The sequence below is a fragment of the Niallia sp. NCCP-28 genome (assembly GCF_023168165.1).
GTDB lineage: Bacteria > Bacillota > Bacilli > Bacillales > Cytobacillaceae > Niallia.
In genome coordinates this window covers 686,436-698,240 of record NZ_BQYJ01000002.1, presented here as the reverse complement: position 1 = coordinate 698,240, position 11,805 = coordinate 686,436, and the positions used below count along the sequence as shown (strand labels likewise).

Annotated in this window: 11 protein-coding genes; 2 read left to right on the top strand and 9 right to left on the bottom strand. The window is 33.9% G+C overall.

What is annotated here, in order from left to right:
* Positions 1 to 4: 4 nt before the first annotated feature.
* The 3 genes from NCCP28_RS07935 to NCCP28_RS07925 form a co-directional block, all read right to left on the bottom strand.
* Positions 5 to 829 (bottom strand): carbohydrate ABC transporter permease, encoded by an 825-nt coding sequence (locus NCCP28_RS07935; protein WP_248560856.1) that lies wholly within the window; start codon positions 827 to 829, stop codon positions 5 to 7.
* A gap of 21 nt (positions 830 to 850) precedes the next feature.
* Positions 851 to 1,765: a carbohydrate ABC transporter permease gene (locus NCCP28_RS07930; RefSeq protein ID WP_375709375.1), complete on the bottom strand. Its 915-nt coding sequence runs from the start codon at positions 1,763 to 1,765 to the stop codon at positions 851 to 853.
* Positions 1,766 to 1,986: 221 nt separating this feature from the next.
* On the bottom strand, positions 1,987 to 3,354 hold the full coding sequence (locus NCCP28_RS07925; RefSeq protein WP_248560855.1) for an extracellular solute-binding protein: 1,368 nt from the start codon (positions 3,352 to 3,354) through the stop codon (positions 1,987 to 1,989).
* Positions 3,355 to 3,872: 518 nt separating this feature from the next.
* On the opposite strand from NCCP28_RS07925, the gene NCCP28_RS07920 reads away from it, so the two are divergent.
* Positions 3,873 to 4,628: a DeoR/GlpR family DNA-binding transcription regulator gene (locus tag NCCP28_RS07920; protein ID WP_248560854.1), complete on the top strand. Its 756-nt coding sequence runs from the start codon at positions 3,873 to 3,875 to the stop codon at positions 4,626 to 4,628.
* A 184-nt stretch (positions 4,629 to 4,812) separates the two neighbouring features.
* Positions 4,813 to 6,036, top strand: a complete 1,224-nt coding sequence (locus NCCP28_RS07915) for an MFS transporter (protein ID WP_248560853.1) — start codon at positions 4,813 to 4,815, stop codon at positions 6,034 to 6,036.
* Between the two features lie 52 nt (positions 6,037 to 6,088).
* Here NCCP28_RS07915 and NCCP28_RS07910 read toward each other — a convergent pair whose 3' ends face one another.
* The 6 genes from NCCP28_RS07910 to NCCP28_RS07885 form a co-directional block, all read right to left on the bottom strand.
* Positions 6,089 to 7,363, bottom strand: a complete 1,275-nt coding sequence (locus NCCP28_RS07910) for an FtsW/RodA/SpoVE family cell cycle protein (protein WP_248560852.1) — start codon at positions 7,361 to 7,363, stop codon at positions 6,089 to 6,091.
* A 4-nt stretch (positions 7,364 to 7,367) separates the two neighbouring features.
* Positions 7,368 to 7,772, bottom strand: a complete 405-nt coding sequence (locus tag NCCP28_RS07905) for a PadR family transcriptional regulator (protein ID WP_248560851.1) — start codon at positions 7,770 to 7,772, stop codon at positions 7,368 to 7,370.
* A 2-nt stretch (positions 7,773 to 7,774) separates the two neighbouring features.
* The gene (locus NCCP28_RS07900; RefSeq protein ID WP_248560850.1) at positions 7,775 to 8,302 is read right to left on the bottom strand and encodes a sigma-70 family RNA polymerase sigma factor; all 528 of its coding nucleotides are present in this window, start codon (positions 8,300 to 8,302) and stop codon (positions 7,775 to 7,777) included.
* 113 nt (positions 8,303 to 8,415) lie between these two features.
* Positions 8,416 to 9,696 (bottom strand): MDR family MFS transporter, encoded by a 1,281-nt coding sequence (locus NCCP28_RS07895; RefSeq protein WP_248560849.1) that lies wholly within the window; start codon positions 9,694 to 9,696, stop codon positions 8,416 to 8,418.
* A gap of 381 nt (positions 9,697 to 10,077) precedes the next feature.
* Positions 10,078 to 10,515 carry a phosphate-starvation-inducible protein PsiE gene (psiE, locus tag NCCP28_RS07890; RefSeq protein WP_248560848.1) on the bottom strand — a complete coding sequence of 146 codons (438 nt, stop codon included), beginning with the start codon at positions 10,513 to 10,515 and terminating at the stop codon, positions 10,078 to 10,080.
* A 184-nt stretch (positions 10,516 to 10,699) separates the two neighbouring features.
* Positions 10,700 to 11,719 (bottom strand): TetR/AcrR family transcriptional regulator, encoded by a 1,020-nt coding sequence (locus tag NCCP28_RS07885; RefSeq protein WP_248560847.1) that lies wholly within the window; start codon positions 11,717 to 11,719, stop codon positions 10,700 to 10,702.
* Positions 11,720 to 11,805 lie beyond the last annotated feature (86 nt).

Here is an 11,805-nt window from a genome sequence, read left to right as displayed (position 1 = left end):
ATTATTATCCTTTTGAAGCTCCACCAAGGCTAAAACCTTGTGACATAAATCGTTGGGAAAAAATATAAAGCACCACTGCGGGAAAAGTATACAATAAGGAAAAGGCTGCTAGTTTTCCATATTCAATCATTCCATAGCTTCCGAAGAATTGAAAAATAGTTACAGAAGCTGGAAATTTTTCCGGAGTTTGTATCAAAATATAAGGAACAAAAAAATTGCCCCAACTTCCTGTAAATGTAAAGATTCCAACCGTACAAATACCTGGCAGCATTAATGGAGAAACGATTTTTTGCAAACTCTTCCATACAGATGCACCATCAACCCATGCTGATTCCTCTAGTTCTAAAGGAACAGCGTCCATAAAATTTTTCATCATCCAAATTCCATAAGGCAATCCTGATGCAGTCAAAAAAAGCATGGTTCCAATAAGGCTATCTTGTAAATTCATAAATATGAAAAGTTGATAAACTGGCACCATTACTGCAGTAATGGGAAGAGAAGTCATAAATAAAACGGTATACATAAATGGTTTTTTATATTTTAATGTATATCTAGATAATGGATAAGCGGCTAAACCAGCTACTATTACTACCAATATGGCTTGACCAAAGGATAAAAAGATGCCGATAAAAAAGGACTTGACCGTAGCTGGGTCTGACAAGATAGATTGAAAATTAGCTAGCGTCAATGATTTGGGCATTTTTAGCGCCTGCTGTGCATTCGGATCAAATGCAGCCAGCAATACCCAAAGCAACGGGAGTAGAAATCCAATGCCGATTAATGTTAAAACAATATACGGAATAATTTTTTCTCTTTTAAAACGATTCATATTAAGAGTTGCCCCCTCTCCCTACACATTTGCTTTCATGGAACGCATATATATTAAACTTGCTATAATTCCTATTACCAGCAAAACAAGTGATATTGCAGTTCCATAACCCAATTGATAATTGACAAAGGCTTGATTATACATAAAAATCGGCAAAGTTTGTGTAGATGTCCCTGGCCCTCCACCAGTCATTGCAAATATCAGGGTAAAGACACCTAAGGTTTGTAATGTCACTAGTATCATATTCGTTACGATTGAACCTTTTACCATTGGAAGCACAATTTTCAAAAGTGTCTGAAGCCTTGTTGCACCATCTATTTTTGCGGCTTCTTCAATTGATTTTGGCACATCGTCTAAAGATGCTTGAAAAACTAGCATAGAAAAAGCTGTGCCATGCCATATGTTAGCAATGATTACACTTACCATAGGGAACGAATACAGCCATGTTATCGATTCTAATCCCAGGCCATTTAAAATAGTATTTAACGTTCCATTATCGCTTAAAAAAGCTACCCAGCAAAAGGCAACAACAATTTCGGGAGTTACCCATCCTGCAATGATAATAATGCCAATAATTCTTCGAAATGATTTATTTTTTTCTTTCATTAATAATGCTAAAATAAAGCCCAAAACTTGTTGGCCAACCACTGCAGAAAAAACCAAAAATACAATCGTATTAATTAAACTAGTTTTAAAATTAGGATCTTCAAACATTGTGACAAAGTTTTGAAAACCGACAAATTTTATGCTTTGTGCTTCGGATCCTGTTAAAGCTAAATTGGTAAATGCAAAATAGAACGTCAACGCTATTGGTCCCACAAAAAATATGAAAAGAAGTATCCAGGCAGGCAATAAAAATAAGAAAGAGCCCCGGATTTTATGGCCTTTTTTCATTTTTTTATTAGTTGGAGCTGATAGGATAGGTTCGGTTTTCATTTAAACACCTCACTTTAGTGGATTCACCCCCCAAAACAACATAAGCATAATTAATTTTGAGGGATGTCCTTTTATCCTTATTTAACGAAATTTCTCCTTCCCCTAGATTAAGAAAGAAAACACGAACTTTAGCTGGACAAAAACTTGCAGAATAAAAGTCCGATTTATTTCACGAACAATCTCCGGGGATAGAGAAACTCCTCACTGATTAAAGTTTCACTTTATCTTTCTATCACTAAATCTTCTCCGACTAATTTTGTTACATTTGCTTTATATTGATCTGCAGCTTGCTCAGGAGTTAATTTATTTGTTGCAACATCTTCTACAAGTGTCTGTATGATAGTTGATACATTTGGATATTTATCTACTGCTGGTCTGAATTGAGCATTTTGCAAAAACTCTGTAGCTTCTTTAAACATAGGAATCTCTTGATAGGTTGGATCTTTTGCCACATCATCTCTCGGTGTTAAGCTGCGATCTTTAAGCAGAAGTGATAAGTTCTTTTCTTTACTAGAAGCAAATTGAATAAATTCCCAAGCTAAATCTTGGTTGTCTCCATTTTTTGGAATAGAAAATGCCCAACCTCCCGACATAGTCACACTGCCCGAACCTTGACCATTTTCTGTTGGCATTGGCGCAAAACCAAGAACTTCAAAAGCTTCTTTCCACGGTGCTGCTCCATCTTCTCTCCAGTTTCCAGTTTGCCAAATTCCATCTATCCCCATTGCAAGCTTACCTTTTGGAAGAAGCTGCTGATAAGCAATTGTGGAACCTTGACCATTTAGTACTTGTGATAAATTTGCACCTAAACCTTTTTCATAAACGTCATCAATAAATTGAAATGTATTTAACAGTCCATCGCTTTTAACAATCCATTTTTTGCTCTCTTGATCATATAATGGATCTTCCGTACCATATAACAGCATTTCAAATGTTTGCATAGAAGTAGCTTCTCCAGTGGCTTTGCCGGAATTCATCCAAAGAGGAGTAACATCTTTGCCAAATTTCTTTTTAATTGCTGTTGCGGCACTTAAAATATCTTCCCATGTTTTTGGCTGCCATGGAACTTCTATGCCCGCTTCTTTCAACAATTCCTTGTTATACCAAATTCCACGGGAATCGGTATTATATGGCACACCATATATTTTCCCATCTTGGGCCATAACACCTTGCTTTACATTTTCAGTAAAATTATTCCAATCATCCCAATTTTTAATTTTGTCATCTAAAGGTTCTAAATATCCAGCACTCGCATCAGAATTAACCATAAAGGTATCCTCTGTAACAATATCTGGAGCAGTGTTTTTTGATTTCAGCATAAGAGCAATCTTCGCAAAGTAATCTCCTTCTGACACATTAAGTGGGGAGAGTTCTATTTTTGCTCCCTTATTTTTTTTCTCAAATTCTGGAATTACTTCTTGATTCAACCATTCAGTTAATCCAGCATTAGCGCCTCCGCCAGATCTATACGTTATTGTTATTGTATTATCCTTTTCTTCCTTTTTCGTTGAGCTTTGATTAGAACATGCACCTAGCAAAAAACAAACTACTATAAGTCCAACAATCCATACTCTCGTCCTACCCATCATTAAAACCTCTCTCCCGTTTAATAATAAAAGTGCTGACGCAAAAAAAAGGAAACGCTTACATAATAATACAAAAATTTTTTTGGCTCCCCCCTTATTTATATAAACTATTTCATACACATAACATACTTGATATACATGATATATGTCAATATATATAAATATTTTTCTTCCTACTATTTTCGACATTTTTTAAATTAATCAAACAATGATATAGTTTCTCTCGTATATATATTTATTTTTTTATAAAGTTTTTACTAGATCCTGCATAAAAAAATCGCACTTTATGTATCCACTTACATTTTTTGATATTTTTGATGAAGTTTTGGTTATTTTTTGGTATACTATCAATATGAATAGGAAATGAAACAAAAATAATAACGCTTACATTTGGTTTCATTCCTAAAAATACAATAAATAGAAATATCTGCATAAGTTTTGAGTATTTTCTTATTTTTTGTCATTTTTTATGAATAATAGCTAATCTGTTTGATAATTGATGAAATAAGGGTGGGGAACCTATGTTAAAAACAAAAAGGATAAAACAAATACAAGATTTTGTATTAGAACATCAAACAGTCTCTTTAGATGAACTGGTTACCGTATTTGATGTTTCCAAAAATACGATTAGACGGGATGTCCAAGAACTAGTAGAAAATGGGCTTCTAAAAAAAGTATATGGAGGAGTCGCAATCAATCACAGCAACCTCGTCTCCTTCCATGATCGGCAGATTCAAAATAAAACAGAAAAAGAATTAATCGGAAAAGCGGCTGCTGAGTTTGTAGAAGATGATGATATTATTTTCATTGATTCCGGCACTACTACGCTAGAAATGTTAGAATATTTAAAGACCAAACAATTAACAATTATCACCAATAATCTGGATTTTATTATTCAAGCATTGCCGTACGAAAATTTAAATGTTATTACACTAGGCGGCGTACTGGAAAGAAAAACAAAAGCATTTACAAGTGTCAAAAGCATGGATGTGATTAAAGCATATAATATTAACAAAGCATTTATGGCCTCTACAGGCATTTCACTTTCCAACGGTGTGACAAACTCGTCTCCTTTAGAAAGTGAAATCAAAAAAAATGTGGTAGAAAGAAGCTCTCAAGTCTACTTGCTGGTAGATCATTTAAAATTTGATAAATATGCATTAATGACCTATTGCAGCTTAAACGAAATTGACTATTTAGTGACAGACCAAGATCCAGCAGAAGCTTATAAAGATTTTGCAAATGAAAATAATCTCGAATTGATTGTAGCAACGTAAAAGATAAACCACCTCTAAAAAACAGGAGGTGGTTTTTAAAAGTGCAATAATCATTAGACGATTTAATGTTTTTCTAAAAAGATAAATGCAAAATAAAAACTTTTATTAGCAAGCTGTATTCATTAACAGCTTGTACCATACAAAAAATTGATTCTAACCTATTCAGAAAGGATCTGCTGCGATAATGAGCGTATTACATAAGCAATTGCCTGCATCCGCTAAAAATAGCTATGCAAAAAAAAATCATTTTTTATTTTTATCCTCTGTATTTTTCTTTTGGTTTGCAATTTATATTTACACACCTGTTTTTGGTTTATATTTAGAAAACATTGGTTTTTCCTATAATTCAATTGGCTTTATTTTAGGAAGTTATGGAATTACTCAAATACTATTTCGCTTCCCTCTTGGGATTTTATCTGATTTGCTTCATGGGATGAGACGCTATTTGCTTGTACTCGGATTTGTGATGGCCTTAATAAGCTGTGCTCTATTTTTGATTTCTGAGTCTTTTTACATCATTTTACTTGCTAGATTGCTAGCAGGCATCACCGCTTCTATGTGGGTAATGGCTACCATCCTTTATTCTAATTATTTTTCAAAAGAAGAATCTTCTAAAGCCATGAGCATCCTGCAATTTTTGACCGTATTTTCACAATTTGCCAGCATGGCTATCTGCGGCTATTTAGTAGAGTATTTCGGCTGGGAGATTCCCTTTTGGATTGGCGCTGTTTCTGCATTGCTTGGAGGAATTTTAGCATGGAATATTAAAGAAGCAGCAATCGAAAGAATTGCAGAAAACAAAAATGTTTTGTCCATCATAAAAATGACTTGGCATATTCCACAATTAAAAATGATGACCTTTCTTTCTTTTATTGCACATTCTTTATTATTCATTACGATATTTGGCTTTAGCCCTATGTATGCAGCAAAGCTTGGGGTAAAAGAAGGCTCCCTTTTATGGTTAACAAGCGCTTTTTTTATTCCCCATGCTTTTGCTACCTTTAGTCTTGTATTTATTAAAGTAAAACAAAACTATGTCTCATCTATTCTCATATGCTGTTTTACGGTTGCCAGCCTTTTTGTATTTTTCATTCCATATGCGAACAATTTATTTGCATTAAGCTTGCTGCACGCTGTTATCGGCTTAAGTCTAGGGTTTGTTTTTCCGTTATTATTAGGGCAAGTTGTCCACCACAGCCCAGGAGAATTAAAAATGTCTGCTATGGGATTTCATCAGTCTTTTTATGCAATCGGCATTTTAATCGGCCCCATGTTTGCAGGTTATATCGCAGAGTACCGAGGTTTAGCCGACGTTTTTTATTTCACTGCTCTATTGTCGATCATTGCAGCCATTCTATTAATCGCTGTAAAAAGAAAGAAAATAGCTGCACCGAAAACAGTTTCATAAAATGCAGACGAAAAAAACAGGGCAGAAACTGTCCTGTTTTTTTCGTCTGCATTTAAATAGCTTTGCTTTGCAAGTCTTTTCGGCGATAAATGCTTAACATTACTCCTATGCCAATCGAATGAAGCAACAGCGGGAGATTTCCATAGCTGACAAAAGGAAGGTAGATAGAAATAATTGGAAACACTCCTAATATCATGCCAAAATTATATGCAACTGGAATTAAATATAAAACCATACCGCCAATTACTAATAATTTCGCATATGAATCTTGTACGTGCACTAAATTTAAAATTTTTCCCATTCTCCATAAAAACAATATAAGTACTAGAATAGTCCATACACCTATTATATAACCATATCCATTTATAATGGAAATAAATGCAAAATCAGTATGTCTACCAGGAATAGAAACTATCTTAGAAGAACCAAACCATTTAGCATTTGCCAACACTTCTTTTATTTTTAGATAAATAAAACCAGCATCTGAAGAACTTTCTGGATGCAAAAAGTCCCTTAATCTTCTCAATTGATACTCTTTTGCCGTTAATAAAAATTGAATGATGCTTATAGAAAAAAAACTTGCACTAATGCCTGTTATCCAGATGACTTGTTTTCTTCCAAGCACACTCCACCATAACATCACACAAACCATTATTAAATACATCATTATTTGTACGATATTTTGATTACTCATATTGAATAGCACCAAAGAAAACAGCAATAAACTAATAAACTGCCATACTTTTAATTTTTTCTGATTCAGTATTCCTGCCCAGCCAAGAAAAAGAAATGGCAACGCGTAAAATCCATTAACAGGAATAGTAGCAATCAGTAAATAGGTATATCCATTTATCATAACACCTGGAAATAGTTTCAAACATAGAAGAATACCGCAGCCAATTAAATAAAAATACATCCACCACTTCTCTAGCTTTCTATAATCAAATAACATCACACTTACAGCTATGCCTACTCCAAATAATAATTGCATTATTTTATTCCCTATCAAACTAATGCTATCATATTCTTCCCCCATCACAAACAACGGCAAAAATCCGAAGCCAAATGCTGCAAAAAGCAAACCTATCATTACCCAATCTATTTTTGGCCGGTGCAGTTTATTCAGATCTCTTCCTAGCTGCAAAGGATTGCCCATTTGTCTCACTGCCTTCTCCTCTGCCTCATGTTCTTTGAGTCCTTTTTTCATCCAGCTTATTTTGTTTGCTTTTATATGCATAGACAGTTCTTTTTCAATAAAAATTTTCGCTTCCTTTGATTTGATTTGGGTTATCACATCTTTTAGAAAAGATTCCTTTTTTTCTTGCATTTTTTCACCCTTCCAGCAATTCTTTTAGCGCATATTTTGATTTTGTTTGTTTTTCTGCTTTTTGCAGCAATTTTCGTCCCTTGTCATTTAATTGATAATATTTTTCTTCCGCTTCCGTCCATTGCCCTGTTATATACTGCTTCTGCTCCAATCGATGCAGCAGTGTATATAAAAAGCCTTCTTTCTCTTCAAACTTCTGAATGCTGCGAGCACGCAATGATTCTGCTAATTCAAATCCTGTTCTTTGGCTTGTTAATAATTGCAGCAAAGCAAGCAACACCATCTCATCTGTTTCCTGCTCTTGCTGAATTTTTTTTATAATATGAAACTTATGTTCATCTTGAAATTGCAGCTCTTTGAATAACGTATTTTTCATCGCCTTTTTTAAACCTTTTAAGCGGTCCTCCACTATTAATCCCTCCATTCTTTTTTTAATAGAGCTTTTGCTTTTTTCATTCTTGTTTTAATGGTATTTTCATTTACATGAATAATTAAAGATATTTCCTTGATTGTCAGCTCTTCAAAATAATAAAGATAAATCACTTCTCGGTATTTAACTGGAAGCTTCATCACAAAAGAAACAAGTCGTTCCTCTTCTTCTCTTTGAATAATAACATCTTCCACCATTTCGCCGTTGCTTGTGAGGCTGCCTTCATTTTGCATTTCCACAACATTTTTGTTGTACCAGCTTTTTAAATAATCTTTGCAATGATTGATGGCAATTCGCCAAAGCCATGTTTTCAGGCTAGAATTTCGTTTATATGTATGAAGAGATTTATAGCACTTTACAAAGATATCTTGGGTTAAGTCTTCTGCAAGTGCTTTATTGTTTACATAAGAAAAAGTAAGCTGCAGCATATCTTGTCCATATTTTTCAACAATTTCCCCAAAAACTGCATCTGCCTCCTCAAAATTCCATGCTTCTATTATTTCATCCACCACTTATCCTCCTTTCTTCTAATTAGACGACATGCCTATTTCGATAGTTTTTACAAAAAGAAAAAAAGTTGTCTAGAATGGAACAACTGCTCCTTTCTAAACAACTTTCTTCTTTATTCTTCTGCCCATACAGCTTGATGTTTGTTCTTATCCATCTTACCGAACATTATATAATAGATGACAGCGCTAAGAAGTGCCAGTATGCATATAATCATAAATGTCCATGTATATCCAAACCACGCACTCATTGGAATGGACAGCGGCGCAAGCATTTTAGAAAAGGTAAAACGTAAACTTGCTGCCGCAAAATACTGGCCTCTTTTATCTTCCGGAGCAATTTCAGAAATAAATCCTTGCTGAATACCTGCTGTCATCAGTTCTGCTAGTGTAAATACTGCCATTGCAAACAGCATTCCCCATATCCATGATGTTTGGCTAAAAAGAAAAATCGATGCTGCATAAATGATGGAAGATAAAATAAATACATTCCTTTCTTTAAACTTTGTCATCCATCTTGTTACAACAATCGTAAATAACGCAACTAACAGCCCATTTTCCGCCAGTATCAATCCAAATGCTTGCGTATTTTCTATTACGAGGGACCATTCCCCGAATGTCAATAACGGCTGATTGGAAATACTTTCACTTACATAAACAGGGAATAAAAGATCGAGCTGCATAAAGGTTTGTCCAACTAACACGCCTGCAATAATAAATAATAAAAATGTCCTGTCTTGGATAATAACACGATAGTCTTTCATTTGTGCACCTATCGCACGAAGCCAATTTTGTTTGGCTGCTTCCCCTACTTTTTGATGCACGGGAGCTGTTTCTTCAATCCAAATTTTTAAAACAACGCTTAAAACAATATTAAGAATTCCTGCACTAATCAATAACGGAAAACGATAATCTTTATAAAATATTCCGCCAATAATTGGTCCTATTACTACCGCAACATTAATGCTTGTATAAAAAACGGCAAATACGCTGCTTCGGTGTTTTTCAGGAACAACATCTGCCACCATCGCTTGACTTGCAGGCCAGTAAATAGCCCCAAACATGCCTATAACGGTAAAACATATAAATCCGAGAATTGGAGAATCCAGCCATGGTGAACTAGATAAACCAAAAATAACAAAAGCCATTCCTTGGATGCAAGCAGACAGCACCATCATTTTTTTTCTGCCATAGCGGTCTGCATAATAACCGCCGAGAAGATTTGCTATGACCGAAAATGCTTGGGAAACAATTAATAATATTCCTGCAGATGTTTTTCCAAATGAATCAGCAAAATAAATAGCAAGGAAAGGAAAAAACATCCAAAATGTTATATTTACAATTGTTTCTCCTGCTAAACGTATCTTTAAATTTCTATCCCAATCTCTAAGACGCATATTCTAGTTTGTTCCTCCAAATTTTATCCAAAAGACTATTCATCATAAAAAACGAATAAAAAATCACTATAGATATTTTATAATATAAATATTTGAAAACATGTTCCCCGCAAAAAAACCTTATTCTAGTTGAATAAGTGTTTTTTGTGGAGTCTTTCTTTTCGGCCGTTTTCCTAAACTTGATTGCTTATAAAGGCGTATGTTGATTATGCTCTCTTTCCGTAAACGGGCTGTGACCTTGCGAAGTCTCGCCTGTCCTGCTAATCCCACAGGAGTCTTGCACCTTTCACTCCAATCAACCTGTTTTAACCATGGATTTACTCATGGAAACTATCCGAAAAACAACAATCTTTTCGAAAACAGCCTTCTTTTTAGTTTAGCTTAGAATTTATCTTTTTTAGATGCTGCCGACGAAATGATATAGTAGCTAATGACAAGCACTAAAATAGAACAAGTATATAATAGTGTTTGCATGGCATTATCATGATAGACAATAATTAATCGCACCATCGCTGTAATGCCTATATACAGAAAATAGCGAAGAGGGAAATGATAATCCTCCTGAAAATACTTAACAATTAATGCGATAAATTCAAAGTATAAGAAAAAGATTAGAATTCTTTCCAATAATTCATAGTTTGTTTGGCTGCTATCTAAAGAAATCGCATACTGAACAAAATAAATAATCTCTTCAATCATTAATATGCTTAATGTAACAGCAAGCAACACCAATGAAATATTTAAAATAAGCTGCAAAACAAACGACAACCTGACATGTTGTTTTATATGCTGTTTTTTTTCAGTTTTTCTGGATTCCACCTTAATCCTCCAATAAATGATAATAGTTACCTAACTATATTTTACATGCAGTTAACCTTTCCTTCTAGAAAAATATGCAGAAAATTTATTAATATATTGTAAATCTCCTTTTTTCCGCAAACCATTTTGTCTGCTTATTTTCTTGTTTGGTAACCAACATCAAAAGAAACAGTTGTCTTAGTCTTTACCTATATAGCCTTTCTAAAAAGAATGCTAATATCTTATTGGAAAAAAAATACGCATTTAAAATATTCTCTCTATCGAACTTTCTTTTCTGCCCCATATAAAGAGAGATAATTTGATTGATCATGTCAGTGAGTAAATTAGGCAATGAACATCCATTTTTACAAATATGAAATAGCGGAAAATAGGCATAAGCCTGATTAGAACTAGCTGCTGATTGAATTTCTCCATCATAGCCTGAATGAAATTCCATATAATATAGTTTAATCAATTTGCAGCATTCCTCCTGAAGAAGGGCAGACAATAAGTCCTCTTTGCTGCTGTAGCATTCATAAAAGGTTGCACGCCGCAGATTGCTTTTTCTCATAATATCTGAAATAGTAATAGATTCATACTTTTCCTTTTCTAGCAAAAGTTCCTTAAATGCATGCTGCAATATTTCTTCCACTTTGCTTTTTTCTCGATATTTCCCTGTAATCTTCAGGCATATTCTATTGATTTTGTCCAGAGATTCATCATTAAATTTGTGAAACATTTCACAAATTTCATTAAATGAAAAAACTGCATTCTCTTTTACTGCGTAAAGACTAATCATATAAAAAGTCACTGCTCTGCTATGTGCCAATAATAATTCATTCGAAACAGACTGCTGGCACTCGATAAAAAAATCATAAAAATCAATATACGGCTCTTTCCTTCGATCAATAAACGTTTGAAAAAAGAATTTATTTTTTTGCACAAAATCAAGCATGGTACAAAAAATAACATCTTCTTTTTTTATTTTGTCGCAAATTTTATTCGTCTCCAGCAAATTTTTAGACAATTCTTCTTTTTTATCTGCAACTATTTCATTAAAAATAGCATACTTGTCTGGATAAAATTGCAGCATAATTTTGCGGCTAACATGTGCTTTTGCTGTAATCTCTTTAACTTGAATTTGCTGAATTCCTTTTTGGCGCAATAACATCAACATTGTATGTTTTAAATGGTCGGCAGCCTGTTTTACCTCTACATGGGACATAACAACATTCCCTCCTATAAAAGAAACGCTTACTTTCAACAAGTTTAATCAAGAATTTATTCCTACTCTCATTATAACAGAAAATT

Bases quoted from the DNA above. Each gene is read 5' to 3' on its own strand.
- NCCP28_RS07920 (WP_248560854.1), top strand. From the start codon at position 3,873: ATGTTAAAAACAAAAAGGATAAAACAAATACAAGATTTTGTATTAGAA.
- NCCP28_RS07930 (WP_375709375.1), bottom strand. From the start codon at position 1,765: ATGAAAACCGAACCTATCCTATCAGCTCCAACTAATAAAAAAATGAAA.
- NCCP28_RS07925 (WP_248560855.1), bottom strand. From the start codon at position 3,354: ATGATGGGTAGGACGAGAGTATGGATTGTTGGACTTATAGTAGTTTGT.
- NCCP28_RS07895 (WP_248560849.1), bottom strand. From the start codon at position 9,696: ATGCGTCTTAGAGATTGGGATAGAAATTTAAAGATACGTTTAGCAGGA.
- NCCP28_RS07935 (WP_248560856.1), bottom strand. From the start codon at position 829: ATGAATCGTTTTAAAAGAGAAAAAATTATTCCGTATATTGTTTTAACA.
- NCCP28_RS07910 (WP_248560852.1), bottom strand. From the start codon at position 7,363: ATGCAAGAAAAAAAGGAATCTTTTCTAAAAGATGTGATAACCCAAATC.
- NCCP28_RS07885 (WP_248560847.1), bottom strand. From the start codon at position 11,719: ATGTCCCATGTAGAGGTAAAACAGGCTGCCGACCATTTAAAACATACA.
- NCCP28_RS07915 (WP_248560853.1), top strand. From the start codon at position 4,813: ATGAGCGTATTACATAAGCAATTGCCTGCATCCGCTAAAAATAGCTAT.